The organism is Halonotius pteroides, from assembly GCF_003605635.1.
In the GTDB taxonomy this organism is placed as follows: Archaea; Halobacteriota; Halobacteria; order Halobacteriales; family Haloferacaceae; genus Halonotius; species Halonotius pteroides.
In genome coordinates this window covers 67,515-92,870 of the sequence record NZ_QMDW01000003.1, presented here as the reverse complement: position 1 = coordinate 92,870, position 25,356 = coordinate 67,515, and the positions used below count along the sequence as shown (strand labels likewise).

General features: G+C 62.0%; 33 protein-coding genes. 14 read left to right on the top strand and 19 right to left on the bottom strand.

Features of this window, described 5'->3' with window-relative positions; genetic code table 11:
- Window positions 1–22: 22 nt before the first annotated feature.
- Window positions 23–307: a glutaredoxin family protein gene (locus DP106_RS03155; RefSeq protein ID WP_120083344.1), complete on the bottom strand. Its 285-nt coding sequence runs from the start codon at window positions 305–307 to the stop codon at window positions 23–25.
- Between the two features lie 60 nt (window positions 308–367).
- Between DP106_RS03155 and DP106_RS03150 the strand changes: the two genes are divergently transcribed.
- Entirely contained in the window at window positions 368–1,000 is a 633-nt protein-coding gene (locus DP106_RS03150) for a histidine phosphatase family protein (protein WP_120083342.1), read from the top strand.
- Window positions 1,001–1,013: 13 nt separating this feature from the next.
- On the opposite strand, the gene DP106_RS03145 is transcribed toward DP106_RS03150, so the two are convergent.
- Window positions 1,014–2,384 (bottom strand): geranylgeranyl reductase family protein, encoded by a 1,371-nt coding sequence (locus DP106_RS03145; RefSeq protein WP_120083341.1) that lies wholly within the window; start codon window positions 2,382–2,384, stop codon window positions 1,014–1,016.
- 127 nt (window positions 2,385–2,511) lie between these two features.
- On the opposite strand from DP106_RS03145, the gene DP106_RS03140 reads away from it, so the two are divergent.
- Window positions 2,512–2,724 carry a YgaP family membrane protein gene (locus tag DP106_RS03140; RefSeq protein WP_120083339.1) on the top strand — a complete coding sequence of 71 codons (213 nt, stop codon included), beginning with the start codon at window positions 2,512–2,514 and terminating at the stop codon, window positions 2,722–2,724.
- Window positions 2,725–2,733: 9 nt separating this feature from the next.
- Here the strand turns inward: DP106_RS03140 and DP106_RS03135 are convergent, their stop codons facing one another.
- Both DP106_RS03135 and DP106_RS03130 read right to left on the bottom strand, forming a co-directional pair.
- Window positions 2,734–3,129: a hypothetical protein gene (locus DP106_RS03135; RefSeq protein ID WP_120083338.1), complete on the bottom strand. Its 396-nt coding sequence runs from the start codon at window positions 3,127–3,129 to the stop codon at window positions 2,734–2,736.
- A gap of 39 nt (window positions 3,130–3,168) precedes the next feature.
- Window positions 3,169–3,393, bottom strand: a complete 225-nt coding sequence (locus DP106_RS03130; protein WP_120083337.1) for a DUF7543 family protein — start codon at window positions 3,391–3,393, stop codon at window positions 3,169–3,171.
- 224 nt (window positions 3,394–3,617) lie between these two features.
- Here DP106_RS03130 and DP106_RS03125 point away from each other — a divergent pair, with 224 nt between their 5' ends.
- A complete protein-coding gene (locus DP106_RS03125; protein WP_120083336.1) occupies window positions 3,618–5,579 on the top strand; it encodes a sensor histidine kinase in 1,962 nt (653 codons plus the stop codon).
- A 163-nt stretch (window positions 5,580–5,742) separates the two neighbouring features.
- Here DP106_RS03125 and psmA read toward each other — a convergent pair whose 3' ends face one another.
- The 5 genes from psmA to DP106_RS03100 form a co-directional block, all read right to left on the bottom strand.
- Window positions 5,743–6,483, bottom strand: a complete 741-nt coding sequence (gene psmA / locus DP106_RS03120) for an archaeal proteasome endopeptidase complex subunit alpha (RefSeq protein ID WP_120083334.1) — start codon at window positions 6,481–6,483, stop codon at window positions 5,743–5,745.
- Between the two features lies 1 nt (window position 6,484).
- Window positions 6,485–6,964: an Rpp14/Pop5 family protein gene (locus DP106_RS03115; RefSeq protein ID WP_120083333.1), complete on the bottom strand. Its 480-nt coding sequence runs from the start codon at window positions 6,962–6,964 to the stop codon at window positions 6,485–6,487.
- Between the two features lie 8 nt (window positions 6,965–6,972).
- Window positions 6,973–7,662, bottom strand: a complete 690-nt coding sequence (locus DP106_RS03110; protein WP_120083332.1) for an RNase P subunit p30 family protein — start codon at window positions 7,660–7,662, stop codon at window positions 6,973–6,975.
- 50 nt (window positions 7,663–7,712) lie between these two features.
- On the bottom strand, window positions 7,713–8,183 hold the full coding sequence (gene mobB / locus DP106_RS03105) for a molybdopterin-guanine dinucleotide biosynthesis protein B (protein ID WP_120083331.1): 471 nt from the start codon (window positions 8,181–8,183) through the stop codon (window positions 7,713–7,715).
- Window positions 8,184–8,447: 264 nt separating this feature from the next.
- Window positions 8,448–9,791: an RNase J family beta-CASP ribonuclease gene (locus tag DP106_RS03100; RefSeq protein ID WP_120083329.1), complete on the bottom strand. Its 1,344-nt coding sequence runs from the start codon at window positions 9,789–9,791 to the stop codon at window positions 8,448–8,450.
- A 317-nt stretch (window positions 9,792–10,108) separates the two neighbouring features.
- On the opposite strand from DP106_RS03100, the gene DP106_RS03095 reads away from it, so the two are divergent.
- Entirely contained in the window at window positions 10,109–11,041 is a 933-nt protein-coding gene (locus DP106_RS03095; protein ID WP_205738870.1) for a thiamine-phosphate synthase family protein, read from the top strand.
- A gap of 38 nt (window positions 11,042–11,079) precedes the next feature.
- Window positions 11,080–11,343, top strand: coding sequence for a DUF7385 family protein (locus tag DP106_RS03090; protein ID WP_120083328.1), 264 nt, complete (start codon window positions 11,080–11,082; stop codon window positions 11,341–11,343).
- Here the strand turns inward: DP106_RS03090 and DP106_RS03085 are convergent, their stop codons facing one another.
- Window positions 11,344–11,853, bottom strand: a complete 510-nt coding sequence (locus tag DP106_RS03085) for a winged helix-turn-helix transcriptional regulator (protein WP_120083327.1) — start codon at window positions 11,851–11,853, stop codon at window positions 11,344–11,346.
- A gap of 143 nt (window positions 11,854–11,996) precedes the next feature.
- Here DP106_RS03085 and DP106_RS03080 point away from each other — a divergent pair, with 143 nt between their 5' ends.
- Window positions 11,997–12,365: a DUF7471 family protein gene (locus tag DP106_RS03080; protein ID WP_205738869.1), complete on the top strand. Its 369-nt coding sequence runs from the start codon at window positions 11,997–11,999 to the stop codon at window positions 12,363–12,365.
- Window positions 12,366–12,432: 67 nt separating this feature from the next.
- Here DP106_RS03080 and ilvD read toward each other — a convergent pair whose 3' ends face one another.
- Window positions 12,433–14,178 (bottom strand): dihydroxy-acid dehydratase, encoded by a 1,746-nt coding sequence (ilvD, locus tag DP106_RS03075; RefSeq protein WP_120083326.1) that lies wholly within the window; start codon window positions 14,176–14,178, stop codon window positions 12,433–12,435.
- Between the two features lie 94 nt (window positions 14,179–14,272).
- Between ilvD and DP106_RS03070 the strand changes: the two genes are divergently transcribed.
- From DP106_RS03070 to DP106_RS03055, 4 genes are all read left to right on the top strand, one after another.
- Complete coding sequence (locus tag DP106_RS03070) at window positions 14,273–14,584, top strand: hypothetical protein (protein ID WP_120083324.1); 312 nt, start codon at window positions 14,273–14,275, stop codon at window positions 14,582–14,584.
- A 91-nt stretch (window positions 14,585–14,675) separates the two neighbouring features.
- Window positions 14,676–15,164 carry a hypothetical protein gene (locus DP106_RS03065; RefSeq protein ID WP_120083323.1) on the top strand — a complete coding sequence of 163 codons (489 nt, stop codon included), beginning with the start codon at window positions 14,676–14,678 and terminating at the stop codon, window positions 15,162–15,164.
- Window positions 15,165–15,213: 49 nt separating this feature from the next.
- Window positions 15,214–16,122 (top strand): alpha/beta fold hydrolase, encoded by a 909-nt coding sequence (locus DP106_RS03060; RefSeq protein ID WP_120083322.1) that lies wholly within the window; start codon window positions 15,214–15,216, stop codon window positions 16,120–16,122.
- 48 nt (window positions 16,123–16,170) lie between these two features.
- On the top strand, window positions 16,171–16,509 hold the full coding sequence (locus DP106_RS03055) for a DUF7113 family protein (RefSeq protein ID WP_120083321.1): 339 nt from the start codon (window positions 16,171–16,173) through the stop codon (window positions 16,507–16,509).
- On the opposite strand, the gene DP106_RS03050 is transcribed toward DP106_RS03055, so the two are convergent.
- On the bottom strand, window positions 16,506–17,783 hold the full coding sequence (locus DP106_RS03050) for a DNA double-strand break repair nuclease NurA (RefSeq protein WP_120083320.1): 1,278 nt from the start codon (window positions 17,781–17,783) through the stop codon (window positions 16,506–16,508). The two genes, DP106_RS03055 and DP106_RS03050, sit on opposite strands and share 4 nt — an antisense overlap.
- An 87-nt stretch (window positions 17,784–17,870) precedes the next feature.
- Between DP106_RS03050 and DP106_RS03045 the strand changes: the two genes are divergently transcribed.
- Window positions 17,871–18,530, top strand: a complete 660-nt coding sequence (locus DP106_RS03045) for an HAD family hydrolase (RefSeq protein WP_120083319.1) — start codon at window positions 17,871–17,873, stop codon at window positions 18,528–18,530.
- 223 nt (window positions 18,531–18,753) lie between these two features.
- On the opposite strand, the gene DP106_RS03040 is transcribed toward DP106_RS03045, so the two are convergent.
- Window positions 18,754–18,978, bottom strand: a complete 225-nt coding sequence (locus tag DP106_RS03040) for a hypothetical protein (RefSeq protein WP_120083317.1) — start codon at window positions 18,976–18,978, stop codon at window positions 18,754–18,756.
- Window positions 18,979–19,074: 96 nt separating this feature from the next.
- Window positions 19,075–19,548: a hypothetical protein gene (locus tag DP106_RS03035; protein ID WP_120083316.1), complete on the bottom strand. Its 474-nt coding sequence runs from the start codon at window positions 19,546–19,548 to the stop codon at window positions 19,075–19,077.
- 111 nt (window positions 19,549–19,659) lie between these two features.
- On the opposite strand from DP106_RS03035, the gene DP106_RS03030 reads away from it, so the two are divergent.
- The gene (locus DP106_RS03030) at window positions 19,660–20,070 is read left to right on the top strand and encodes a CBS domain-containing protein (protein ID WP_120083315.1); all 411 of its coding nucleotides are present in this window, start codon (window positions 19,660–19,662) and stop codon (window positions 20,068–20,070) included.
- Window positions 20,071–20,087: 17 nt separating this feature from the next.
- Here DP106_RS03030 and DP106_RS03025 read toward each other — a convergent pair whose 3' ends face one another.
- Entirely contained in the window at window positions 20,088–20,543 is a 456-nt protein-coding gene (locus tag DP106_RS03025) for a DUF2240 family protein (protein ID WP_120083314.1), read from the bottom strand.
- 89 nt (window positions 20,544–20,632) lie between these two features.
- Here DP106_RS03025 and DP106_RS03020 point away from each other — a divergent pair, with 89 nt between their 5' ends.
- The gene (locus tag DP106_RS03020) at window positions 20,633–21,004 is read left to right on the top strand and encodes a 30S ribosomal protein S8e (protein WP_120083313.1); all 372 of its coding nucleotides are present in this window, start codon (window positions 20,633–20,635) and stop codon (window positions 21,002–21,004) included.
- Between the two features lie 51 nt (window positions 21,005–21,055).
- The gene (locus tag DP106_RS03015; RefSeq protein ID WP_120083312.1) at window positions 21,056–21,817 is read left to right on the top strand and encodes a Nif3-like dinuclear metal center hexameric protein; all 762 of its coding nucleotides are present in this window, start codon (window positions 21,056–21,058) and stop codon (window positions 21,815–21,817) included.
- 10 nt (window positions 21,818–21,827) lie between these two features.
- Here DP106_RS03015 and DP106_RS03010 read toward each other — a convergent pair whose 3' ends face one another.
- The 4 genes from DP106_RS03010 to DP106_RS02990 form a co-directional block, all read right to left on the bottom strand.
- Window positions 21,828–22,514 carry an HAD family hydrolase gene (locus tag DP106_RS03010; protein ID WP_120083310.1) on the bottom strand — a complete coding sequence of 229 codons (687 nt, stop codon included), beginning with the start codon at window positions 22,512–22,514 and terminating at the stop codon, window positions 21,828–21,830.
- A 293-nt stretch (window positions 22,515–22,807) separates the two neighbouring features.
- Window positions 22,808–23,194 carry an LWR-salt protein gene (lwrS, locus tag DP106_RS03000; RefSeq protein ID WP_120083309.1) on the bottom strand — a complete coding sequence of 129 codons (387 nt, stop codon included), beginning with the start codon at window positions 23,192–23,194 and terminating at the stop codon, window positions 22,808–22,810.
- A 12-nt stretch (window positions 23,195–23,206) separates the two neighbouring features.
- A complete protein-coding gene (gene hemA, locus DP106_RS02995; protein WP_120083308.1) occupies window positions 23,207–24,649 on the bottom strand; it encodes a glutamyl-tRNA reductase in 1,443 nt (480 codons plus the stop codon).
- Window positions 24,646–25,305 (bottom strand): precorrin-2 dehydrogenase/sirohydrochlorin ferrochelatase family protein, encoded by a 660-nt coding sequence (locus DP106_RS02990; protein WP_120083307.1) that lies wholly within the window; start codon window positions 25,303–25,305, stop codon window positions 24,646–24,648. Before DP106_RS02990 ends, hemA begins: the two co-directional genes overlap by 4 nt.
- Window positions 25,306–25,356: the final 51 nt, after the last annotated feature.

Sequence of the window (25,356 nt, the reverse complement as noted above, 5' to 3'; positions counted from 1 at the left end):
AGCGAGTTGACCTGTATGGTCGCTATTCTGTTGGTTCTGTGCCGACAGTGTTTGCAGCCGCCCGAAGTTTCGTTCGGAGCTCAGCGGCGTGAACACGGTAACTGAAAGCGTCCTCGTCGTTGATTACGATGTGGGGCACGCGGTCGCCGTACGTCTCGGCCAACTGCGCGTCGGCGTCGACATCGATCTCCTCGACCGCTACGGCAACATCGGTGTCGTCGACGACGCGGTCGATCGTCTCCATCGCTGACGCACAGAGGTGACAGTTCTCGCGGCTGTAAACTGTGATCTCGACCGGATCGCTCATAGCTACCCAGAGGACAGGGAGGGTAGCAAACGTTACGACTTGTCGGCCGCGAGCTGTGGTATGGCGACGCTGGTTGTGGTTCGACACGGCGAGACGCTGTGGAACCGCGAGAACCGAGTACAAGGATGGGCACCGGTCGCCCTTACCGAGACGGGTCGCCGCCAAGCCGACGCGCTCGCGGCAACAGTTACCGATCAGTACGCGGTCGACCGGCTGATAAGCTCTGACCTCCGGCGAACACTGGAGACCGCGCGGCCAGTAGGCCGAGCCGTCGACTGCGAGCCGACGCCGGATCGTTGCTGGCGAGAACGAGATTTTGGCGTTCTCCAAGGGCTCAGCTACGGTGAGCTGTTTCTCGGCTATCCGGAGTTCACCCTCACCGAGGTCGGATACACGGCCGCAGAGGCTCGCCCTGAGGGCGGCGAGAGTCTCATCGAACAGCGGAACCGCATCCTCGACGCGCTGACCACCCTTATCGACGACATGGACAGCGAGGAAACCGTCGTCGTTGTCACCCACGGCGGGCCGCTGTATCTGCTGCTTGGGTGGATCAAAGACGTCGACATCGTGGCGACGATTATGGAACAAGAGCAGGGCAACTGCACGATAAATGAGATCGAGGTCGACACAGAGAGTGGGGGGTTGATCATCAACCGAGAAAACGACATCCGACACGTCGATGGCGACGCGTAGATGCAGAACGGTCTCAGTACTTCGGCTCCGCGCCCGTCACGTCGTAGACCGTCTCCATCAGTTCGTCGCGTTGTCGTTGCCAGGTGTCGAGCGCGTCGGGGCTGGAGGGGTACCGTTCGTAGTGGTCGATCACCTGCTCGGCGACCTGTTTGACCTTGTAGAAATCAAGGATCTGTCGCCAGTAGCCGAAACTGTTGATCGCGGTTCTGGCTGCCAACAGCGGCCCCATTGAGGTCTTGCCATCGTAGAGGGCCTCGGCCAGTTTCTTGCCCGGCAGGGCGGCGAGAAGCCCCATCAGGTCATCGACATCGACCGCCGTCGAGAGGATATTGTACACGTCGAGGCCGGCGTAACGCGCACCGAAGTGCTCCATGACGCGCTCGTTGTAGTGCCAAAGCGCGTCCTCGCTCACGTCGCCGTCCTCGATAGCCTCGACGGCCTGCTCGGCGGCGTACTGGCCGGCGTAGGCCGCGCCAGCGATCCCGCCGCCGGTCGTCGGATTGACGTGGGCGGCGGCATCGCCGACGGCCATATAGCCCGGCGCGACAGCTGAATCGTAGGTTCGGCGGGTCGGCAGGGCCGCGCCGAGCTTGTCGGTGACCTCGGCGTTGTCGAACTCCTCGCGGTCGCGGAGGTCGTCTTTGAGGTCGTCGATCATCTGCATCGGCTCCTCGTTCATCTGGAAGCCCAGTCCGGCGTTGATCTCCGTCGAGGTGCGCGGGAAGTACCAAAGATAGCCCGCAGCGCGTTCGGTTGGTTTGAAAACGAGCGCATCGTCCCACTCGACCGCCTCGTCGACCTCGACGATCTCGCGGTAGGCCGAACAGAACTGGGAGTACCGGACGTTGGTGTCGAAGGTTGCGTCCTCAAGATCAGCCTTGTCCTGCAGCAGCGAGAGCGCGCCCGCGCCGTCGATAACGACCTCGGCGTCGTACTCGACAGGATCGTCCTTGTGTTTGCCGACGACACCGGTGATCTGTCCGTCCTCGGTCTGTTTCACGTCGTTGACGACGGTGTCGTAGTGGAGCTCCGCGCCGGCCTCCTCTGCGCCCTCGATCAGCAGCTTGCCGTATTTGAGGCGGTCGATAACCGCGAGCTCACCCGGGACGGGGATATCCAGCACTGTGTCGTGGCTCGGGATCTCGAAGCGACCGTGATCGACGCCAGTGTTTGTGAAGGCGGGTTCGATCTTCGATTTCGGGATCGCAGTTGGGAACTTGTCGGCCCCCTTCAGCGCGTCGCCACAGGCGATGTGGCCGGCCTCTTCGGCGTCTTTGCGCTCGATGATAACGGCGTCAAGGCCTGCGTTGGCGATTGTCGCCGCCGCATAGCAGCCGGCGGTGCCGGCACCGACGATGGCAACGTCGTACTCGTGGGTCGTCATTGATATCAGTGAACACCCGAGGGCGAAAACTCTTTGTCTTACCCCGAACCTGCCGTCGGCAATCGGTGACTACAGTCGGATGCTGAGTCAACGGACGATACAAGTACGATGATCCCGTATGTAACCTATGGACATTGATGCAAACGTCGGCGGAACCGACCGCCTGCTTCGGGCACTCGGTGCGATGCTACTGTCGATTGTTGCTGTTCGCGCGCTTGTCGCCGGGCAGCGATCGAAAGGGCTGCTCGCAGGTATCGGCGCGGTTGGGTTGGGATTCAACGCGACAACCTGTTTCTGCGGGCTCAACGCCGCTCTTGGGATCGACACCAACGAGGAATAGCGCGGGCGATTACAGCGAGACAGCCCAGACGCGATACTCCTCGGGGTAGCCAAAGGCTCGTCGAAAGACGGTCTCGAAAAACGCAGCCAGCCGGTCTTCGTCGGAGTGGGCCGTGATTTGGACGTGGGTGCCCTCGGCTTCCTCAGGGCTTTCGAGGTCGTCGATGCGGAAGTCGGGATACTCACCGAGGAGTGCTTTCAGGCGCTTAAGCTCGCTGTCAGTGCAATCAAGCGCAACTGTGGTGCCGCCGAACTGAATCCACGGCACCAGCTCGTCGTCGCTGCTGGGTGGTGTCTCGTCGGGTTCAAGTGTACAGAACTCGCTGCCGCGCTCACGATGGGCTGCGACGGTCGCCGCAAACAACGCCTGACGGGCGTCGGCCGCGGTGGCGTCAAATCTGGTCATACAGATGGCGACAACAGCGACACCTAAAATCCCCGGGAGTCACACAGGAGCGTCGTTCCGCCACTCGGTGACCAACGCCTCGGCGGCCTCGCGGCTCTCGACGGTTTCATAGGCGTAGGCTCGGCCGTCATCGGCCTGATGCAACTGATCGTATCGCACCGCAAACTGGCCGTCAGCGCGCTTACGAAGGCGGATCGTGACATAACCGTCGTCGCGTTCCCACTCGGTGAACTCGTCGGTGTCGGTCGTCTGCTCGTAGTCCATACCAGCCGCTTGGCTGCCGGCTACTTCGGGGATTCGTTCCGAAAGCGTGATCGGTTAAAAGTCGACACAGAAACACATCGATGCGATCGGTGTATTGGTACTGATTAACGCAGAAGGGAGAACGCGGGAATCAACCATGGCCTGTGTGCCTGACAATCAATATCATCTGAACTGAGAGCGTTTCGGCGTTAGTATTTAACCGACTCGGTGAACTAACTAAGCCAATGAAAGGCGATTCTGACGCCCCAGCGGATGCTGATGCGGGTGACACAGCCGCTGGTGAGTCCAGAGACGTTTATCAAACCATCTTCGAGGAGATGAGTGACGCAGCCTTTTTGATCGATGTTGATCGATCAGGACAGGACTACACGTTCACGTACCTGCGAAACAATGCCTCACGTCAACAACAGACTGGCCTTTCGGAAGACGAGCTACGCGGGCAAAGGCCACGAGAACTTCTTGACGACGAACAGGGCCTGGTTGTTGCAGAAAACTACCGCCGGTGTGTCGAACAGAAGGAGACGCTCAGGTATGAGGAGACATTACAGTTACCAGGCGGAACGAGCCACTGGCAAACAAGGCTGACCCCGATCGTTACTGCTGGGGAGGTCACTCAGATCGTCGGCGTCGCACGGGACATAACAGACAAAAAAGAGCAGGAACAGCAGCTAGAGCGTATCAATCGACGGTTCGAAACCATCATGGAGACCATGTCCGCAGCGGTGTTTCTGAAGGATGCCGACGGCCAGTATCTCATGATGAATCAGGCGTGCCGTGAACTGTTCAATGCGGAAGATCGAGACATCGTTGGGCTAACCGATGCGGAGCTTTTTCCGCCAGATACCGCTGAGCAGGCGAAAACAGACGATCAACAGGTCATTGAAACTGGGGAGACGATCGAAGTAGAGGAGACCATCCCAACAGCTGCAGGGAACACCGTCCGACTGACGCGAAAATCACCGGTGTACGACGAGCGTGGCGACGTTGTGGGTCTCTGTGGCGTCTCGACCGATATTACCGACAGAAAACAGTATCGAGAGGCACTAGACTCCTTGCTGGATGCAACTCGTCAGATGGTTTCTGCGTCAACGACAGAGGAGGTTGCTGAGGTCGTTACTACAACCGTCAAAGAATCGATCGGCCTTGCGATGAACGGCGTTCATCTGTATGATGAAACTGCCGGGGGGTTGGCTCCTGTGAGCGTCTCTCAGGGGAGTAGACAGGTCGTTGAGGAGCCACCGGTTCTCGATGAAGGGGTGGGATGGCAGGCGTACGAAACGGGGGAGCCTCAGGTGTATCATGATCTTCAGGCTGCCGATACCGTCTACAACGACCAGACAGATATTCAAAGCGAGATCGCCTTTCCGTTAGGCGATCATGGCGTGCTCTTGATTTCCTCTACAGAAACTGACTCATTTACCGATAGCGATATAACGTTGGCCAACACGTTGGCTGTGAATGCGACAGCAGCACTCTCACAGATCGAAACCTACCAACAACTCCAAGCTCATGAGCAAACAGTCGCGGAGCAACGAGACAATCTTCGGATTGTCAATAAGATTGTGCGGCATGATATCCGGAACGATTTACAATTGATTGCTGCCTACGCAAAACGAGCAGAAGATAGAGTAGACGAAGCCAAAGAGCTACACAAGATCAGTCAGCGCGTGACAAATGCCGTTGAGCTAACTAAGACAGCCAGAGAGGTGACAGACATACTTCTCCAGGCGGATCAGACCGATGAGGGTGTGGTTCTTTCGGCAGTTTTGTCGCCACAGATTGAGAATATCGATAGTAGCTATCCCAGATCGACAATCAAAATCATAGGCCAGGTTCCTGATATTGCTGTCGTGGGTAGCGATATGTTAGAATCAGTGTTTAGAAACCTGTTGAGCAACGCCATCCAACACAACGACAAGGCGGCTCCTGAGGTATCCGTCTCTGTCAGCGAAACAGATTCAAGTGCAGTAGTTGAGGTTGCTGACAACGGCCCGGGGATCCCTGATCGGCATAAGACGAGCATGTTTGAGGAAGGCAACAGTGGGTTGGATAGTGACGGGACTGGCTTGGGACTCTACTTGGTGAAAAAGATCGTTGAGCGGAATAATGGAAGAATCGAAGTCGTAGACAACGAACCGGACGGAACCGTATTTATTCTGAAACTACCAAAAATGCAGAGTCGCTGATTGGTTCTGGTTGTTGAGCGTATCAAATATGATGCGTGGCAACGATCTCGGATCGAGATCATCAGGTAAGATACAACCGTTCTCTTAGGCAACGCAATCTTCTCGCTTCGGGGCAGTTGCTACCGGTGTGTTTCTTCGACGAAAACTAAACCACGACCAGCCGCTACTCGTCGTCCGCAGCCAACAGCCCGTGTTCGGCGAGAACATCATCAAGCTCGTCAGGTGAGTACTGGTAGTACTGTTCGGTATCGACAGCAATCGTCGCCAGGTCTAGGCCAGCAGTCGTAAGCCCGTCGTCGCTGACGGACGCCAAGGCGCGAAGCGCGAGTTCGATCCCATCGTCAAGCGAGAGATCCGGCTCGTAGTGCTCCTCGAAGTAGTCCTGAATGTCGTCGCGGCTCTCACCGATGGCGAGGGCCTCCCACTCGTACGGTGTTCCCGAGGGATCGGTCTCGAAGAGCCGCGGTTCGCCGTTTTCGATCCCGCCAACAACGAGGGCGACACCGAACGGGCGGGCCCCACCAACCTGCGTATATCGCTGGATGAAGTCGGTGACCGTCTTTGTGAGCGTTTCGACGCCCATCACCTCGCCGAACCGGAGGCGGTTGACCTGTGCCTGCCGGCGAGCGAAATCAATCAGCTGGCGGGCGTCGGCGACGTGGCCCGCCGAGGCCATCCCAACGTGGTCGTCAGCTTTATGGAGCTTTTCGACGCTGGAGGGCTCTAAGAGCGGCGAGTGGCTCTGTTTGTCGGCGAGCAACACGACACCGTCCGGCGTTCGAACGCCGATCGATGCCGACCCGCGTTTGACGGCTTCGCGGGCGTATTCGACTTGGTAGAGCCGGCCGTCCGGCGAGAAGATCGTGGTGCCACGGTCGTAGGCCTGCTGTTGTTGTCCCTGCATACTAGTGGAAATCGAGTTCCGTCGCCGCCACGAACCCCTCAGGCAGCGAGAGTTCGGCGACATCGTCACGGTGAATCGCCGGCCGTTGGTCGTCCGCAAACGCGACGGGTTCCTCTATCGAATGTGTGCTTCGGTCGCCTAAATAGCTTTCTTCACAGGCACGTACCGTCCCGGAGATCCCGCGAACGACGAGGCCGATCGGCTCACTGTCGACGCTGTCGATACAGGCGAGAGCGGCCCGCGCGGCAGCCGTCTCCTCGCGGCGAGCGCGGACGATCGCCTCACCGATGCCGTCGGCATACGTAAATCCGAACACGGTCAGGTCGGCGTCGGCGCTGCCGGCGTCGCCGAGGAGGTTGCCGGCGGCATACCACAGCGCGCGCTGGAACGCCGTGCGGTCGATCTCGGCGGCGGGAGCGGCCTCGATCTCGACGGCAAGATACCGCCATCGCGGACGGATATGTTTGGGAAGGTGTTTCATGATGGTACTCAGGGCTCATAGCGGCCACGCCGAACACCGGGTTCGATGAAACGCTCATCTTCGCGGTTGCGGTTGCGGGCGACGATCTCACCCCATGCTTCGAGGCCGGCGGTGATCTGGTCGGCGGTAAACCCGATCTGTTCGCCGACCGCACGCAGCTCGCGTGGGGCCCGAAGCTGACGATGAGAGTCGGCGGTCACGCTAACAACGAAGGGCGCGTCATACTGCTCGATAAGTTCACGAAGCTTGCGAAGCCCCTGAAGCGCCTGCACGCGGGGGCCGCCACTCGCTCGCAGCACTGGCCCGAAGTCAAACTCAACGTGGACGCGGTGGGTCTTTGCGGCGCGAGCAAGCACGTGATTGAAATCGCCGTCGCCAGCCATTGGGCGGGTTAGCACGTCGATTCGGTCGGTTTCGACGGCATAGCGGTTGCGTGCGTTGGTGCCGCCACGGACGAGCAGGACGGAGCACTCGGGGCGATAGTTGCCGACCGCCCCCGCCGCGGATCCGGGATCGGCGGCGTCGACCTCGATCCCGCGGACGACCTCGATCCCGTAGCGATCGCTGATCGCGTCGGCGTCGAAATCGGCTTCGCGGGTGCGGACAACAAGGCCGTCGTAGCCGTAGTCGGCGGCCGTCCGCGCCTGCCGGCTGACGGTGCTGTCACCCGCAGGATAGGCCGCAACCGCCTCGTACATGCCCCCCCGTTGGCGTGTGGGTGGTTTGGGCGTTCCGGTCGGGGCCGCGGTCACACCGGGTCGGCGTCGAGAAGCGTTCCCTCGATCATCGCAGTCGCAAGCGCGGAGACATCGATGGCCGCCGGCGGACCGCGAGCGACGACTGGCGGGGCAGCCGGGCGGTCGCCGACAACGAGTTTTGGATAGGGTGCAGTGTGAAATCCCTCGATGAGAATGAACTCGTAGCCGGCCGCCTGGAGGTCGTCAACGGTTGATTCCAGCAGGGCACCCTCGCTGTCGGCGTCAGTCTTTCCACTAGAAGTGATCTTAAACGACAGCGACGGCGTCAGCCCGACGACCGTGTCGGCACCGGCGGTGCGGTGGCGGTAGGTGTCCTTGCCGGGCGTGTCGATCTCAATATCGTGGTGAATAGATTTGATCGTGCCGACCCGGCCGGCATCGGCGAGTTCGGCGACCAGCGATTCCAGCAGCGTCGTCTTGCCGGCGTCGCTGGGGCCGACGATACAGAGTGGGGGATGCATACCGTGGGTGGCACCCCGATTCCCAAAACCTCTGGGGCGAAGGTGGCCACGATATGACCGACACAGCCGCACTCATCGAAGAGACAACGACCCGCGAAACACCTGTAAGACAACAGCAGCAATACAATCGAGGAGAGCCCACCAGGTGGATTGCTGACATCTGATCGTGGCTGTTACCGATTAAAAGTCGGTGACAGTGTCAGAAGCTGATCGGACAACGATCGGCTGGTAACCGCACATTGGGATTTGCAGGGCAAACCGTTGTTACTCGGTCAGCTGGATGATGTTGCCGTTCCGGCTGAGATGCATGTCGCGGCCGACCTCGTAGCCGAAGGCGTTGGCCGTGTTGACGTAGCCTGACAGCCCCTTGAGATCCTGGTGGGCCGGAACCAGCTGCTGTGGCTGAAGCGCCTCCAGCATCTGGTAGTGACCCTCTTGACGCAGGTGGCCCGACACGTGGATGTCGTCGTAGATACGCGCACCCTGCATCTTCAGAAGGCGTTCAGACTGGTAGCGGTTGCCCTCGTTTGTCGGCTCGGGGATGATGCCGGCCGAGAAGATCACCTTGTCGCCGGTATCAAAGTCGTAGTTGGTCTCGCCGCGGCCCATCCGGGTGAGCAGCGCCCGTGGCTCGCCTTGGTGACCCGTCACGATCGGCAGGAAGTTCTCCTTGCCGTCATCCATGATCCGTTCGAGACTCTGGTCGATCGCCCGCCGGTGACCGTACATTTCGATGTTGTCCGGGAGGTCGACATCGAGGTTCGTCGCGGTGCCGGTGTATTTCTCCATCGAACGGCCGAGCAGGATCGGCTCGCGGCCGATCTCCTCGGCGAACTCAAGCAGACTCGACACACGGGCAATGTGGCTCGCAAACGTCGTCGCCACCATCCCGCCGTCGTAATCTTCGAGGCTCAGCATCGTGTCGTGGAGTTCCTTGCGCGCAACCGACTCAGAGGGCGTGCGGCCCTTCTGGTTGGCGTTCGTACAGTCCTCGATGTAACAGAGAACACCGTCGCCCTCACGGCCGATCTCGCGGAACCGCTTCATATCGATGGGGTCGCCAAGAACGGGATCGTGATCGAGGCGTTTGTCCAGCCCGTAGACGATCGCACCCTCCGGCGTATGGAGAACGGGGTTGATGGCGTCGATCGTCGAGTGGGTGACGTTGACGAACTCCATCTGCACCTGATCGCTGACCGCCATCTGCTCGCCGGAATTCATCACCTGCAGGTCGAGATCAACGTCGAACTTGTCCTCGTCGGCGATCTGGTCGCGAACGAGTTCGATGGTAAACGGCGTGGCGACAATCGGTGCGTCGTAGCGGTGAGCGAGCTTCGGGATCGCGCCGATGTGGTCGAGGTGGCCGTGGGTGGGGACGATAGCCGTGACCTCGCCGTCGAGTTCGCTCATGACGCGGTCGTCGGGGATCGCGCCCATATCGATCAGATCGAGACTGTGCATCGTCTCGGTCTGGACGTTGTCGTGAATCAGTACCTGCGAGAGGTTGAGGCCCATATCGAAGACGACGATCTCGTCGTCCATCCGCACGGCCGTCATCTGTCGTCCAACCTCTTCGTAGCCGCCAACGGTTGCGATTTCGATTTCCATAGGTAGTCCAAACAGGAGCCGTTCCGTCGGTGCCGCGGGCGACGCCCGGCCGTGTCAAACCAGCGGAACCGTCCACACCGCAGGGAGCGACAGCCGAAACGAACGCACCGACACACGAGGAACAGCGCGTTGGTTACTCGGATAGGTGGGCCCGAGATATAAATAGCCGGTGGCTTCTGGTCGGCAACGGGTGCGGTTGTGACCACCAAGGCTGTATCCCTCGTTGGCAACTGTGACCGCCAAAGCTACATACGCTGTTGGCCGGAATAAGTAGTTATGACACGTAGATATGACGCCGACCACGGTGTTGGGCTGCCGTGACGCTACAACTGCCCAGTGAGATCGTTGTCGAGCGGTTTCTGCCAACCGCTCGCGCGATGTTGGCGAGGGAACTCGCCGCCGAGGACTGCTCCCAGCAGACGATCGCCAACAAGCTCGGCCTCTCACAGGCTGCCGTCAGCAAGTATCTCAACGGCGAGCAGACCGGCGACCCGCGGTTCGCCGACAACGCCGAGATGCAGGCGACCATCGAGTATATCGCCAGCGGCTTCGCCGACGGCAGCGTCGACGAGTATGAGGCGCTCGCCGAGCTGCTCGAACTGATCGAATCCTTCGAGGATCGCGGCCCGATCTGTGCCGTCCACGAAGCAGAGATGCCAGCCCTCCAGGGGCTCGGCTGTGATCTCTGTGTGCGCGGCCAGGACCCCCGCGTCGAAACCGAACGCGAGGTGTTGCGGAACGTCCGGGGCGCGGTGCGAACGTTTGCTAACACGGCCGCAGTCGTCGACCACATCCCAAACGTCGGTACCAACATTGCCATGGCGATGCCCGACGCTGAACGGACAACCGACGTGGCAGCCGTGCCGGGACGAGTTCACGCCATGGGTGGGCAGGCGAACGTCCCAACCGACCCGGAGTTCGGTGCCTCGGAACACGTTGCGACCACCGTGTTGGCGATGGGTACCGCCGCCCCCGAGCGACGGGGCGCGCTCAACCTCAAAACGAGTGACGCGCTGTTGGATGCGGTGACCGCGGCCGGGCTGTCGACAGCCGAATTTGAGGCCGGCTACGAGAATCGATACGAGCGACTTACCGACCTGTTGGCGTCGACCGAGCCGACCCCCGAGGTGCTCTATCACGAGGGCGCCTTCGGGATCGAACCGATCACCTACGTCTTCGGCGACGATGCGACTGACGCGGTGACGACGCTGATTGATGCGGTGACAGCACCCACCGATAACGCGGGGTGAGCGGAGTCTTTATTTTCGCGGCCGTGGCTAGTGCTCACATGGATAGTGAACCCGCCGATCCAGACGATCCGTCCGACGAAGCGCTGACCGAACTCGTCAACTACCTCACGCCGCGGCGGGACAACGAGATGATCGCCACCTACCAGAACACCACTGCCATCGCCTGTCCTGTCTGTGAGGAGCCCTTCGATTACCTCATCGCCTCAAAAGGCCCCCAAAGCAGTCTGTCGCTGGATGAGGTGATGGATCTCTGTGTCTCCGTCAGCGACGACGACCGGGCGTTCCTCTTTACCCACGAGTAGTCAGCCGATCAGGGCATCGTCGACAAGCCGTTCGAACCGATCGACAAGCCGACTCGGCAGCGACGGCGAGACGGTGCGAGCGAGCTCTGCAAGTCGTTCCGGGCGGCGCGGGGTGATACGAACCTCGCCGTCAACGGTCTCCGTGTCGATCAGGTCAGCATCCGCCAGATTCGAGAGATGCCACGAGAGCGTGCTGCGGGCGATACCGATCTCGTCGGTGAGTGCTGGGGCGGATTGCGTGCCGGTTTCCAACAGTGTTAGGAGGATCTCCCGGGCCGTCTCCCGGCGCAGCAATGCGAGGGCGCGTTGCTCCCAGGGCTCAAATCCGGCAGGGTAGTAATGGGTGCGCCCCACAAGCGACTGGGAGTCGACTGCACCGTCGTTCATCAGCCGGCGGAGATGATACTGTGTCTGTCCGGTTGCGATGTCGAGGGCCCGGCCGATCTCGTTGAAGTGGACACCGGGGTGCTCGGTGACGTGGGTTTTGATCTGCTCCCGCGTGGTTGTCATAGGTGTGTTCGCCTCACAACACTGTAGCTGATACGACTACAAGTATACCAGATCGCTTCCCACTGAGTGAGAACAGCGGCCGCCACCAACATTTCACGATCCAGCCACAACCGATTTGAACACAGCCGGGGTAGGAGTCAGCAATGGGCTGGACTCTGGTGGGTGTGTCGGCACCGCCGCTGGCGTCGCCACCGTTGTTACATGCTGGCGGCGGCGAGCAGATGCTCTCGTGGGTGTTGCTCACCGCCGCGGGGGTGACGGCCATGCTGTTTGGGCTGAGTCTCGTCGTCGCATACCGCCGTCGACGCCGCCGGTATCTCCTTGTGAGCGCGACGCTGGCGGCGTTGCTCTCCCGGTCGCTCGTTGGGTTGCTGACGCTTCGCGGACTACTGTCACCCGGTAGCCACCACTTTTTCGAACATGGCCTTGACGCCGTGATCGCCGTCCTGCTGTTGGCAGCGGTCTACGATAGCACGACAACAACGAGCGCGGAGCAGCGACCAAACACCTAACAGCGGAGCCACGAACGACCGGGCGACGGTTTGCCCGGCACCCGCCGTCACCGGCAGCGCGGTTCGTTCAGTCGTTGTCGATGAGTCCGGGGTTCGTCACCGCACCCGTCGCCGCCGAGCCGAAGTCTCGAGCATATTTCGCCAGAATACCGTTCGTGTAGGCCGGGTCGCGTCGCTCCCACTCCTCGCGGCGAGCGTCGAGTTCCGCGTCGGAGCAATCAACCGAAAGCTCGCGTTCGGGAATATCGACGGTGACGGTATCACCCTCCTCCAACAGCCCGATTGGGCCGCCGTCGGCGGCTTCGGGCGCGACGTGACCGATCATCGGGCCGCGCGTGGCACCCGAAAACCGGCCGTCGGTCAGCAGTGCCACGTCGTCCTCATGGCCCGCGCCGACGACAGCAGCGGTGACGCCGAGCATCTCCCGCATGCCGGGGCCGCCGCTGGGGCCCTCGTTGCGGATGACGATCACATCGCCAGATTCGATGTGACCCTCCTGGACGTAGGCCATCGCGTCCTCCTCGTTTTCGAAGATGCGAGCCGGCCCCTCATGGTGGAACTTGTCGTCGCCGGTCACCTTGAGGACGCCGCCGTCCGGTGCGAGATTGCCGGTGAGGATCTTGATCGCGCCCTCTGGCTGATAGGGGTCGTCGACGGGGTAGAGGTAGTCGGCGTCGATCTCCGCGTCATCAGGGATGCGACCCTCGGCTTCGAGATGATCGAGTTCCTCAGCGATGGTGCGACCGGTGACAGTCATCGCGTCGCCGTGGATCAGGTCGGCCGCAAGCAGCCGCCGGAGAATGACCGGGACGCCGCCGATCTCGAAGAGGTCATTCATCACACGAGTGCCGCCAGGCTGGAGGTCAGCGATCTTCGGTGTGCGACGCGAGATCTCGTCGAACTCCTCGATGTCGAGATCGACGCCGGCTTCGGCGGCCAGCGCGAGCAGGTGGAGGACGGCGTTGGTCGAGCCGCCGGTGGCAACCTGCATGGCGATAGCGTTCTCGAAGCTTTTCTTCGAGAGGATATCCGAAGGTCGGCGGTCGTTCTCGATCACCTCAAGGGCGATCTCGCCGGATCGTTCGGCGATCTCATACCGCTCGTCGTGTTCGGCGGGGGCCGACGCCGAGCCCAGGGGTGCAAGCCCAAGCGTCTCGGAGATCGACGCCATTGTGTTGGCGGTGAACATCCCGCCACAGGAGCCCGCGCCGGGGCAGGCATGGCGTTCCATCTCGTCGAGTTCGTTCTCGCTCATCTCGCCTTGGGCGACCGCGCCGACGCCCTCGAAGACGTTCTGGATCGTGATCTCCCGGCCGTCGTGCTCGCCCGGCATGATCGAGCCGCCGTAGACGAAGACAGATGGGAGGTCAGTCCGGATCATCGCCATCATCATCCCCGGCATGTTCTTATCGCAGCCGCCGATCGTCACGAGGCCATCCATCCGCTCGCCGAAGGAGACAAGTTCGACGCTGTCGGCGATGACCTCCCGGGAGATCAGCGAGGCCTTCATCCCCTCGGTTCCCATCGAAATCGCATCGGAGATCGTGATCGTATTGAACTCGATCGGCATCCCGCCGGCGGCGTCGACGCCCGCGTAGGCCGACTCGGCCACGTCGTCGAGATGGACGTTACAGGGCGTGATATCGGCCGCACAGTTGGCGACCCCGACCATCGGCGAGGACAGATCCTCGTCGTCGTACCCCATCGCACGGAACATCGCCCGCGAGGGCGCTTGATCGGTGCCTTCGGTGACCTCGTTGCTCCGCAACGCCGGGTCTTTCCCCGACTCCGCTTTGGGTTCCTGTTTGCTCATACGGGCTGGTAGCCGCCGGATGCGTTAAAACTGCTCGCATGCGGTGTGGTGTCGAACCGTGAGGGCTTTGACCGCCGGCGAACAATGTTGCACAGTGAGTTCCGAAGCCGGTGGAGCCGAGACAGATGCCGACGATCCGGTTCACCAGTCGGATGCACCCGATGCCACCGCGACGCAGCTAGATCCGGCCGAGGCGACAGACCGCGAGGAAGTCGACCGACACGGGTGGGTGTTGGTCGCCGGTGTCGTCGCCTGTTTCCTCGTCGTGCCCGGACTCATCTATCTCCGGCCGGCCATCCCCGCGGCCGCGGGCTTGCCGTTTTTTGCGACGTTTCTGATCCTCCCACTGGTGCCGGCAGTGCTGCTCGGGTTGTTGGCTGTGTGGTCGATGCGGGCGGCCGCCTGACCACGCGACGAGAGCGGTGAGTCGACCCTGAACCACGCGGGTCGCACTCGGATACCGAATAACATATACAACGACCCATAGAGTACGTCACATGGACATCGACGAGTATCGTGATCACGTCGAAGCGCAGGTGGTCGATCACGAGTACGACCCGCTGCCGCCTGAGGAGGCAAACCCGTTCGATCCGGTCTGGTACAAGGAAGACGAAGACCCAACAATCGGCCGGACGAAAGTCTACGTGACGATCAACGAGGATCTTGAGCTTGATCCCGAGACGGTCAAGACGACGACCGAATCCTTCCGCACCCTTGTCGGCTCGGCCTCGCCGCCGGCTGACGGCTCCTTTCAGAATCTCTTTGGCTACATCGTCTACCCGCGGGCCTCACCCGACCAAGAGCTCATCGAGTTTGCCACCGAGGAGTTCACCGTTGCCAACCGGCGAACGAACCTGTTTCCGTTGTTGTATGATCTCGACACCGAGACGCTACACACCCACACCGTCCCACGGCTGAAGGGGCGTGGCTTCTATGAAAAACAGAAGTTCGATGCTGAAGCGCTGTTGACGCTGTCGTCGGAGTAGGGGCGAACGCTGGCAGCAGCTATTACGCAGTCCAGCCCGTTGGTATCGTATGGACGCTTCTGTTCCGTCGGACGCAGCAGCCGCCACAGCTGGCGACCGGCCGGGTGAATCGGTCGTCGTCGAAACCAACGGGATCAGCCTCCACACACGACAGGCCGGCCCCGAAGACGGGCCACTCGTGGTTTTACTGCATGGGTTTCCGGAGTTTTGGGATGGGTGGCACCGACAGATCACGCCACTGGCCGACGCCGGCTACCGTGTCATCGCCCCTGACCAGCGCGGCTACAACCGCAGCGACAAACCCGACGGCGTTGACAGCTACCACATCGAGGAGCTGGCGGCGGATGTGATCGGCCTTATCGACGCCGCCGGCCGGGAGACAGCAGCGGTCGCGGGCCACGACTGGGGGGCAGCCGTCGCTTGGTGGCTCGCACTCAGCTATCCTGCGCGGATCGACTCACTGACCGCGGTCAACGTGCCACACCCGACAGTGATGGAGGACACACTTCGGCGGAGTCTCTCACAGCTGCGGAAAAGCTGGTACATGATTGCGTTTCAGTTCCCGGTGCTACCGGAGACGATTGCGACAGCCAACAACTGTCGGGTGCTGGAGCGTGGCCTGACAGAGAGCAGTCGTCCCGACACGTTCTCGGCGACGGAGCTCCGGCGATACCGTGAGGCATGGACACAACCGGGGGCGGTGACCGCGATGATCAACTGGTATCGGGCGATGGGGCGGTATCGACCGCGGCCGCCACAACAGCAGGTGTCGGTGCCGACGCTTGTGATGTGGGGACAGCAGGATGACTTTCTGGAATCGAGGATGGCCGAGGAGAGTCTGGACTACTGCGATGCGGGGCGGTTGATGACCTTTCCGTCGGCAACGCATTGGGTACTGCATGAGCGGCCCGAGGAGACGGCCGAGGAATTGCTGGCACATCTCGATACGACTGTCTGAGCACGCGATGACGCCCCGCTTTTTAGGGCTGAGCCCGTAGAACGCAGTATGCTACTGGTTCGCGGGCTTGGTGGTGGCACCGGGTTGACAGGCACGGTGTTTGAGCGAGGCGAAGAACCACCGAAATACAGGGGGTCACCTGATGCTGCCGCACCGTACGTCTGGGTGTGTGATTCCTTCTATGCGGTCGAAAGCGGTGGGACAGCTGTCGAAGTCGACGGCGAAGAGGTGCGTGTCGCCTTCGAATCACCGATGCCGCGCGGCTTTGAGACAAAACAACAGGCGCTGTCAGCGGCCAAGGAGCACGTCGTCACACAGCTCACGCGTATCGGCGTTGATTCCGAGTCGGTCACCGTGGAAGTTGAGACCGCTGAGCCGACGGCCTAACCCTCTGTCCAGCGTTCGTCGTCGTACGTCTCCAGCTGCTCGCTGTGGAGTTTTCCCTCGAACTTTCGGCGAAGGGCTGCCTTCTCGCCCGCACTGATCTTCGCGAGTTCGTCGGCCTTGTCGACCGCCCGCGGCGGCCCGCGCTCGGCGGCGACCTCCGAGAGAATCTGTGTGTGGAGTTGCTCACGCATGGCCGGATTGTGGGTGATCGCATACGGGGCTTCGATCTTGTAACAGAGATCGTTCCGCGGATCGTAAATGATGAAGAAGGTGACCTCATAGCACTCGGGGGCAAGTTGTCGCTCGACACCAAGCGCGTCACCATCGGCCGCCATCGCGCCGTCCGGGCCGCCGCGGGAGATAAGCCATGAGGTCACGGAGAGTTCGTCGGTGCGACGGTCGGCTCCGGGCGCAGCCTCGGTGTCAGCCCCGCTTTCGGCGGCCTGCTGCTCAAGCAACCGCGTAAAGAAGGCGGTGTCATCCGGCCACGGTGCGTCGAAGCCGATTTCGTTGTCGGCGAGCGCGCTGGTGATGACGCGGGCCGAGGGGTTCTTGACGAAGCCGGCGATCGGTGTCTCCGCCTCGACGAAGCGTTCGACAAGCCGGACGTAGTTTTTGAGCACGTTTTTCGGCCGCGCCTCGTAGGTCAACGCGTCGAGTTCTGGGTTGCGATCCCGCCACGTCAGGATCTCTTTTGGGTAAAGCGGCCCATCAAGCAGTAATAGATCTTCAACTGTGTGGGCGTGCTCGCGGGCGTGGTGACCCTCTGCAAGATACAACGAGAGCGCGTGGACAACGGCCTCGGCGTAGCGGTTGACCGGCGGCGAGTTGATGACGCGGTGTTGGCTGTGGCCCTCGTCGTGGCGCACCCAATCAGTTTCCAGCGACCGAGAGCGGTCGGTCGCGTGAACTGTTGCGACGATCGTCCGCGCACGGTGAACCGAAAGCTCGGAGGGGTCAACCGCCATCGCGGCGTGGGCGAGATCCAACACCACCCCATTTTTAAACGAGGTCGGGTTGATCGTCCCCGAGTCGATGCCGTGGACGGTCGGAAACGGTCGCTCCGCCAGCGCGATATCGTCGATAGCGACACGGGCCCGTTGTTGCTCGCCGAGGGGTTCGACGATGGTGCGGCCGCGGGCGTCGGTGAGCGGATCAAGCCACGACTCCCAGACGGTTTCGGCGACATCGTCGTGGTCGCTGTCGTCAACGGCGTCGGCGACCGATCCCGCAAGCCTGGCGATGGCGTCAACGTGGATCGGATCAAGTGTCATACCAATACCCGAGTGAGGGATCGTCAAAAAACCGTGGTCAGCCCGCGTGTCGCTAGCCTCATACCCGTGGAGCCAGAACAACTGTTTATGTCGATACGCGGGGTCGCCTTCGACCTCGATTATACGCTCGCGGTGCCTGATCGCGACCGGGAGACACTGCTGGCGGAGGCTGTCGAGCAAGCCGACGCACCACCGATCTCCCGAGGCGAGTATGTACAGGCCCACCGCAATCACCTCACGACAGACAGCCGCACACCGATCTTCGCCGAGCTGCTGGCCGACGACACCACAGAGACTGATCCCGACCGGCTGGCCGCCGCCTATCGCAACGCGGTCACCAACGCCCTCGTGCCGATCCCTGATGCCGAACCCCTGTTGTGTGAGCTTCGGAGTGACTACCGTGTTGGTCTGCTGACGAACGGCCCGGTTCGCGCCCAACGATCAAAGATCGAGTATCTCGACTGGGAGCCGCTGTTTGATACGACACTCGTGACCGGCGAACTCGATGCGGGGAAACCCGACCCCGCCGCCTTCGACGCGCTGTTGGACGCACTCGGAACACCACCCGAGCAGACGGTCTTTATCGGTGATACACCCGATGAGGATATCTCAGGTGCCGACGCTGCTGGTATCCACACCGTTCAGGTGTTGTTCGACAGCGGGCCACAACGGGATACACGAGCCGATGCCTACATCGAACGCGACCAGCTTGCCGCAGATCTTCCGGGGCTGCTTGCCGCCTTCTGAGAACACCGTAACCGGACAGCAGATCGCCGACAACGATAGGACAATATTAAAACTGGGAGCTCGTGCTGTCGCCCACATGCGTTCGTGGTTAGAGAGATCAGAATGGCGGCCGTCTTGCTCGGGACACAACATCGTCACATACCGGTGGTGGCATACTCCACATCCAGGCGGTTGCAGTGCGCCGAACAGTACACTCGCGGTTGTGAGCTAACAGCCCAAGTCCCTATCTTTCAACAAACCGCTTACCCAGCGTTTCGGATTCGATCCCCCACCCGTCGGCCGGCTCATCGGCCTCGGGCTTGTAGTAGCGGATCGCCTCGTGGCCGTCAGGGGCGGCATTGCTGAGATACGCCAGCTCAGAAACCTCGATCCAGTCGTCATCCTCGGGGCGATCGGTTCGGGTGTCGGTGATGCGTCCGTCGTCGGCAGTCCGGATGTATCGTGTCATAGCTCACTCGTTTGTACGCCGCGTCGCTACTCAAACGATGTGACCCATTTGATTTGTATATGCTGCGGTTTGGGGCGAGAAACGCACAGCCGCCGCCTACGCTGGTGTTGTCGACACCGCGGCGACAACGGCCGTAAACACCGGAACCACGCGTTTTGCGTCCACACCGTCGGTGATGCCGATCAGTGCGGTGTCGTCGGTGGCCGTGCCGGCAGTCGACACAACATCGAGATTGGCTGTTGTCGCGGCCTCGACAGCGCGATCAGCCGCGGTGCTAAACCCAACCTGGGCACGGTCTGGCTGGACAGAGACGGTCGCAATCTCGGTCAGTTCAGCGTCGACATCGGCTGTGGAGTCGGCGAGTGTTGGGCGACCCCGATCGTCAGTCGTGAGAGCGTCGCTGTCGGCGACATGGACAACGCGGTAGGCGAACGCGCCGTCGTCGGTCGCCTCGACATCCGGGTCGGCGTCGGCGACAACAACGGTGGCGAGGGTAGACTGGTCGCCGGTCAGTTCGCTGGCCAACAGTTGGGCGATCCGTTTGCCGTCACGGAGCCGATCCTGTACCATACTCGTTTTCCGGCGGGCCAGCCTGAAATCGGTTCGTGTTTGTTGACGGTGCGTCCGCCATCGCTCTCCTGACGCACAAACTACTATCCTGGCTCGGCTGCAGTATCAACCATGACAGAGACTCACGTCAGCGATGTGATGACGACACCGATGTTGACGCTTGCCGCTGAGACACCGATCGACGAGGCCGCCCAAGCGATGGGTGAAGCGGATGTCAAGTCGGTCGTGATCGTTGCGGACGGCTGTCGGCCGGAGGGGATCTTTACCTCGACGGATGCACTGTCGGCGTTGGCTGACGCCGTCGCGGCTGGGGAGACGACGGTTGGAGCGTATATGACCACGCCTGTCGAGACCGTTTCGCCGACGACACCGTTGACCGACGCGGCCGCGCTCATGGGCGACTACAGTCATCTACCGGTCACCGATAGCGACGGCGACGCCATCGGCATCCTGACAAAAACCGATCTTGCGGCGGCCGTCGCCGATGCCGACACGGAGCTGGTCGACACAACCACCGCGTGATCCGGCGGGGAGGCAGGCTACGCCGATTGCCCCGAAAGGTCTGTCCGAACGGCATCAGCCGCAGCGTCAACGGCGATCCCCTCGCGGGTGGCGACAAGCACCGCCGCCGCCTCAAGTGTGATCCCAAGCCGGCGTTGGGTTTCATTGGCGGCGGCAACGGCCTCCTGTTTAGCCATCCCGGCGTCGGTCAGTCGATCGAGGAGCTGTTCGAAGGTCGACTGCGCACGGAGGATGTCGGTGTCGGGCGTGTACTCTGCCGGGATATCGACGGCGTCGAGATCGAACGTCGCGACGAGATCACCATCCACCGTCTCTAAGAGGCCGCGGCCGACCGCCACATCCACCAGCCGTTTGGCCTGATCCGGCGAGAACCACTCCCGATCAAGCGAGAGCGCAACCACAAAGGCTCCCTCGCCCAGCCGGTCGGTGCCCGCCTGGCGAAACGGCACCGCGACAGCAACCTGCAGGCTCATAGCGAACGGAGACGGCGAGAGGCACCTAACGTTTGCGACTCCGGGGGCGTTCCGAGCGATTCAAGTAGCTGCTGGAGGTTATACCCGATATGAAAGATCAGGGACGCTCGGCGCGGAAACGCACCGGCGGCCGACTCAAACACGCCAGCAAGAAGAAACGACACCAGCTTGGACGCGAACCAGCCGAGACAACCGTTGACGACCCCCGGTTCCGCGTTATCGACGCCCGCGGCACCAAGGACAAGCTGCGAGCCCTCTCAACGGACGTCGCCCACCTCGCCGACGGCGGCGAGACGACCGAGGTCGACATCGAGGATGTCGTTGAGAACCCGGCAAACGTCAACTACGCCCGCCGAAACATCATCACCAAGGGCGCGATTATCGAGACCAGCGAGGGTCGAGCCCGCGTCACCTCCCGCCCCGGCCAAGTCGGCCAGGTCAGCGCCGTCGCCCTCGACTGATCCGGTTGCTTCTTTCGCCGCTTACAAACCGAGCCACGACGAGAGACCGGTATGGAACTCGCCGAGTTCGTCAGCCGGCTTGACGACCGTCTTGCCACCGACGCCTACAGCGATGTCGATGCCAGCGCGAATGGGCTACAGGTCGGCCCCACCGAGGCGACCATCGAGCACGCGGCCTTTGCCGTTGATGCCGCCGAGGCAACGATCACCGCCGCGGCCGACGCTGACAGCGATGTGCTTGTCGTCCACCACGGGCTCTCATGGGGCGGGATCGAGCGCGTCACCGACCGCCAGTATGAGCGGATCGCCGCCCTCGTCGACAACGACATCGCGCTGTACGTCTCCCATCTCCCGCTTGACGGCCACCAGACGCTTGGGAACGCAGCCGCCCTTGCCGACCTGCTCGATCTCGACGCGGCTGAGCCCTTCGGCTCGATGGGGCCGGTCACCGTCGGCCAGCAGGGGGCCGCGCCAGCATCGTTGACGCGGGCAGAGCTGACAGCGACACTCAAAGCGGAGCTCGAAACCGACGACCTGCAGCTGCTGGAGTTCGGCCCTGAGAATATCGACCAGGTCGCCATCGTCACCGGCAGTGGCACCGACTGGCTGGATGAAGCCCGCGAGATCGGCGCGGACACGCTGATTACGGGCGAAGGCAAACAACAGGTCTACCATCGCGCGAGAGAGGCCGGGGTCAACGTCATCTTAGCCGGCCACTACGCCACCGAGACCGGCGGTGTTCAGCGACTCCAGGCGCTCACAGAAGAGTGGGGACTAACGACAAGCTATCACAGTCACCCGACAGGGCTCTGACTGACGGCGCTTACTCGTCGGCCGCGTTGTCGATACCGCCATCAGTCGCCGGTGGGGCCAGCAAGGACTCAAGCGTTCTGACGCGATAATCGCCGAGGACACACCGCCCGCGGGTGTCGTGGCCGTGGCGTTCGATGTGGACGCCATCAAGGCCGGCGTTCCACGCCGCGCCGATGTCGACGGCCGCATCGCCGACGAGCGCGCCGCGGTGGTCATCGTCGACACCCAGTCCCGTCATCGCCTGCTGTACCGGGTCGGGGTCGGGCTTCCAGCCCAGCTCATCAGTACAGCAGACAACCACATCGAACCAGTCGGCGATATCGAGATGCCGCAACACAGGGGTCGTCAGAAACTCCTGACAGTGGGTGACGAGACCGACCGGTGTTGTTTGGTCGGTGATCGTCCGAAGCAGCGTTGCGGCGTCGTCGTGGAGGTAGGTCGCTTCCGCGCGCTGCTGTGGGTCTTCGATCTCATGAAAGGCCGCCCAGAACGGATCAGGGTCGACACCGAACTCCTGCAGCGTGGCGTTTCGTGGGCCGCCGAGGCCATGCCAGAGGATCTCGGCTTCCCGATCGGTGAACCGACGGTCGAGTCGCTGGCCGACACGGTCGAAGATATCGCGGATATACCCCCACTCCGCATCGATGATTGTGCCATCGAGATCGAACAGCCAGAAGTCGTACGCGCCGGTGACCATCGACCAGAGAGTACGACGGGCAGCTATATCTGTGTTGTGGCGAGCCGGGCAGCGAATCGGGACAAACTGGTATGCCAAGATGGAAATTGTATCGAGACAGTGATCACGGATGAAACTTGATGACACGCGGATCGCCATGTTGGTCGGTCCGGGGGTCGAGGATCTCGAATTTTGGGCCGTCTATATGGGCACATAGGCGGAAGACGCGGTGATCGATGTCGTCGGCACCGAGGTCATCGTACCATCTGATAGCATGACCGCCCGCTGCGCGCGACGGGAGACAGCCCCACTCGTTAGGCGTCGGGGATCGCCTCGGCGTCCCGGACGTGGATCGAACTGCCGAGATGTTGGTGGACGACGGCGTCAACCGAGTCGGCGTTGAACCGCGAGAGATCGGTCTTGATTTCGGTTTCAAGTGCTGCCCGGTAGGCCGCGTCGGTTTCGAGTTCGCTGAAGCTGGCCTCGATAACCTCCACGTCGGGTGTGTCCGTCAGGAGTGCTCGCATATGATCGGCGTCGGCGACAGCACCGCGCCAGAGATTGTACTGGAAAAACAGCCAGCCATCGGTTCCCGGCGTCGCAGCCGGGAGTCGACACACTGTCTCGAAGCGATCAGGATCGAGACAGGCTTCTGGTGGATCAAGCTGGACTGTCACCCGAAACACGTAGTTCGCCTGCATGCCGGCGAAGAGTTAGTTATCCGAAAGCTGTTCGAGCACGTGCTGAGGGATTTCCTCGGGATCGACACCGTCAGGCAGTCCCGCAGGCGACTCCGGTGGGCCAGCCGGTGTCCCGCTGTCGCTGCCAGCAGGCATCTCGTCGTTGTCACCGGCCTCGGTGTCAGCGTTGTCGACATCCAACTCGTCGACAGCGTCGTCGGTCGGAACCGGGCCGTCAAACTCAGGATTAAACAGCTGCATCGCCGTCTGGATCGTCGTCCAATCGTCCTCGGCGGCGGCCTCACGCAGACTTTTCGTCGGCGCGGCCAGCAGTTGGCTGACCAGCGAATCCGCCAGCGACTCGATGACCTCACGGTGAGTCTCGGTGAGCTCAGTGTTGGCATCGAGCTTGGCCATCGCGGTGCCGACCTCCCGGTCTTTGACTCGTTCGGCGCTTTCATACATCGTGCTGATCGCCGCGTCAGCGCGCTTGCGTTTGAACAGCGCGAGCAGGCGCTCGAACTCCTCGTCGATCATCGCTTCGACCTCGGCGGCGGCATCTTCCCGACGGGCGTGGGTTTCGGCGGTGATCGTCTCCAGAGCGTCGATATCGTGGATCGTCACCCCGACCTCGGCGTCGGCGGCGGGGTCGATATCCCGTGGCTGGGCGAGATCGATACAGAACGTCTCGCCGGCACTCGCCAGCTCCTCGGCTGTGAGAACATGGGCTGGGCTCCCGGTGGCGGCGATCACCACGTCAGCCCGCTGGGCGGCGGCTCCGGCTGCCGACAGCCCGATCGCACTCGCGTCGGTCGGCACAGTGTCGGCGATGTGGGTTGCATGCGGGATCGTTCGGTTGGCGATCAACAGTCGATCAATCGCGGTTTCGGCGATCGCTTCGGCGGCGATCGTTCCCATCTCACCCGCCCCGAGAATCAGGGCGGTCGCGCCGTCGAGATTGGTTTCCCGATCGGCGAGTGTGACGGCCGCCGAGCCAAGCGAGACGACGCCCTCGTTGATCGCGGTCTCGGTGCGGGCGCGTTCGCCGACGTGGACGGCTTTCATCAGCGCGTCCTCTAAGATCGGCCCAAGCCCCTCGGCGCGTCGGGCAATCTCGATGGCGTCTTTCAGCTGCCCGATGATCTGATCCTCGCCGACAACGAGCGATTCGAGCCCGGCGGCCAGCCGCATCAGATGGCGCAGCCCCTCCTCGTGGGGCATCGTGACAACCCCCCCGGAGCGAACCGGATCAGCGATCTGGGCGAGGGCATCGCGACCCTGATCGGCACGGTCGGTGACGACGTAGGCCTCCGCGCGATTGCATGTTTGGATGGCAAACGCTTCCCGGACGCCTGGCGTCGCCAGCAGGTCGGCGATCCGAGCCGAGATATCATCCGCGCTGGCGGCCTCGATCTCGTCGACGGTTGCCGTATCGTGGGCGACTCGAACGCCGGTGATGACGCCGTTGCGTATCATGTGTCCTCCCCTGTGCGGTGATCCTGCATTACGCGTGCTGCCTCTTTTTTTGCGTTGGCTATTCCGGTATGTAAAACCTTCCAAACCGCCGGCGAGCGGACGACCGCACGGAGCATCGCCCGCCGCGTCTCGGGGGGCTCAGTCTGTTTCAACTCGGCCCGAAGCTGACCCGTCAGTTCGGCCATTTTTCCGGCGGCTTCGATCTCACCGTCGATCTGTTCGCGGAGATAGCGGGCGAGCGCTGGGCTTTGTCCACCGGTTGAGATGGCCACCGAGACCGACCCATCGTCGACGGTAGCGGGAACAACGACGCTGCCGACCGACCGCTCGCCTGCCCGATCAGTTCGGTTAATCAGCACGTCGCGGTCGTCGGCCGCCTCGGCGACGGCAGCGTTGAGTTCGCCGTCGTCGGTGGCGGCGACGACCAACGCGGGGTCGGCGCGGTCGAACCACGCCGGTATCTCCGTGGTCGCCGGGGCGGCTCGAATCCGCTCGATCGGCGGGAATTCGGGCTCCGCGAAGCGGTCGTCAAAGGTTGGGCTGACGACGACCACGTTGGCCTCGGCAGCGAACCGCTTGGCTTTCCGTGCGCCAACACTGCCGCCGCCGAAGATGAGCACCGTTGTGTCAGTGAAATCGTGATAGAGTGGGATCATTGTGCGCTGGCGTGTGGATGTCGGCACCCTACAGACTGCTGTCAACCCGCT

Bases quoted from the DNA above. Each gene is read 5' to 3' on its own strand.
- DP106_RS03155 (WP_120083344.1), bottom strand. From the start codon at position 307: ATGAGCGATCCGGTCGAGATCACAGTTTACAGCCGCGAGAACTGTCAC.
- DP106_RS03150 (WP_120083342.1), top strand. From the start codon at position 368: ATGGCGACGCTGGTTGTGGTTCGACACGGCGAGACGCTGTGGAACCGC.
- DP106_RS03145 (WP_120083341.1), bottom strand. From the start codon at position 2,384: ATGACGACCCACGAGTACGACGTTGCCATCGTCGGTGCCGGCACCGCC.
- DP106_RS03140 (WP_120083339.1), top strand. From the start codon at position 2,512: ATGGACATTGATGCAAACGTCGGCGGAACCGACCGCCTGCTTCGGGCA.
- DP106_RS03135 (WP_120083338.1), bottom strand. From the start codon at position 3,129: ATGACCAGATTTGACGCCACCGCGGCCGACGCCCGTCAGGCGTTGTTT.
- DP106_RS03130 (WP_120083337.1), bottom strand. From the start codon at position 3,393: ATGGACTACGAGCAGACGACCGACACCGACGAGTTCACCGAGTGGGAA.
- DP106_RS03125 (WP_120083336.1), top strand. From the start codon at position 3,618: ATGAAAGGCGATTCTGACGCCCCAGCGGATGCTGATGCGGGTGACACA.
- psmA (WP_120083334.1), bottom strand. From the start codon at position 6,483: ATGCAGGGACAACAACAGCAGGCCTACGACCGTGGCACCACGATCTTC.
- DP106_RS03115 (WP_120083333.1), bottom strand. From the start codon at position 6,964: ATGAAACACCTTCCCAAACATATCCGTCCGCGATGGCGGTATCTTGCC.
- DP106_RS03110 (WP_120083332.1), bottom strand. From the start codon at position 7,662: ATGTACGAGGCGGTTGCGGCCTATCCTGCGGGTGACAGCACCGTCAGC.
- mobB (WP_120083331.1), bottom strand. From the start codon at position 8,183: ATGCATCCCCCACTCTGTATCGTCGGCCCCAGCGACGCCGGCAAGACG.
- DP106_RS03100 (WP_120083329.1), bottom strand. From the start codon at position 9,791: ATGGAAATCGAAATCGCAACCGTTGGCGGCTACGAAGAGGTTGGACGA.
- DP106_RS03090 (WP_120083328.1), top strand. From the start codon at position 11,080: ATGGATAGTGAACCCGCCGATCCAGACGATCCGTCCGACGAAGCGCTG.
- DP106_RS03085 (WP_120083327.1), bottom strand. From the start codon at position 11,853: ATGACAACCACGCGGGAGCAGATCAAAACCCACGTCACCGAGCACCCC.
- DP106_RS03080 (WP_205738869.1), top strand. From the start codon at position 11,997: ATGGGCTGGACTCTGGTGGGTGTGTCGGCACCGCCGCTGGCGTCGCCA.
- ilvD (WP_120083326.1), bottom strand. From the start codon at position 14,178: ATGAGCAAACAGGAACCCAAAGCGGAGTCGGGGAAAGACCCGGCGTTG.
- DP106_RS03065 (WP_120083323.1), top strand. From the start codon at position 14,676: ATGGACATCGACGAGTATCGTGATCACGTCGAAGCGCAGGTGGTCGAT.
- DP106_RS03060 (WP_120083322.1), top strand. From the start codon at position 15,214: ATGGACGCTTCTGTTCCGTCGGACGCAGCAGCCGCCACAGCTGGCGAC.
- DP106_RS03055 (WP_120083321.1), top strand. From the start codon at position 16,171: ATGCTACTGGTTCGCGGGCTTGGTGGTGGCACCGGGTTGACAGGCACG.
- DP106_RS03050 (WP_120083320.1), bottom strand. From the start codon at position 17,783: ATGACACTTGATCCGATCCACGTTGACGCCATCGCCAGGCTTGCGGGA.
- DP106_RS03045 (WP_120083319.1), top strand. From the start codon at position 17,871: ATGTCGATACGCGGGGTCGCCTTCGACCTCGATTATACGCTCGCGGTG.
- DP106_RS03040 (WP_120083317.1), bottom strand. From the start codon at position 18,978: ATGACACGATACATCCGGACTGCCGACGACGGACGCATCACCGACACC.
- DP106_RS03035 (WP_120083316.1), bottom strand. From the start codon at position 19,548: ATGGTACAGGATCGGCTCCGTGACGGCAAACGGATCGCCCAACTGTTG.
- DP106_RS03030 (WP_120083315.1), top strand. From the start codon at position 19,660: ATGACAGAGACTCACGTCAGCGATGTGATGACGACACCGATGTTGACG.
- DP106_RS03025 (WP_120083314.1), bottom strand. From the start codon at position 20,543: ATGAGCCTGCAGGTTGCTGTCGCGGTGCCGTTTCGCCAGGCGGGCACC.
- DP106_RS03020 (WP_120083313.1), top strand. From the start codon at position 20,633: ATGAAAGATCAGGGACGCTCGGCGCGGAAACGCACCGGCGGCCGACTC.
- DP106_RS03015 (WP_120083312.1), top strand. From the start codon at position 21,056: ATGGAACTCGCCGAGTTCGTCAGCCGGCTTGACGACCGTCTTGCCACC.
- DP106_RS03010 (WP_120083310.1), bottom strand. From the start codon at position 22,514: ATGGTCACCGGCGCGTACGACTTCTGGCTGTTCGATCTCGATGGCACA.
- lwrS (WP_120083309.1), bottom strand. From the start codon at position 23,194: ATGCAGGCGAACTACGTGTTTCGGGTGACAGTCCAGCTTGATCCACCA.
- hemA (WP_120083308.1), bottom strand. From the start codon at position 24,649: ATGATACGCAACGGCGTCATCACCGGCGTTCGAGTCGCCCACGATACG.
- DP106_RS02990 (WP_120083307.1), bottom strand. From the start codon at position 25,305: ATGATCCCACTCTATCACGATTTCACTGACACAACGGTGCTCATCTTC.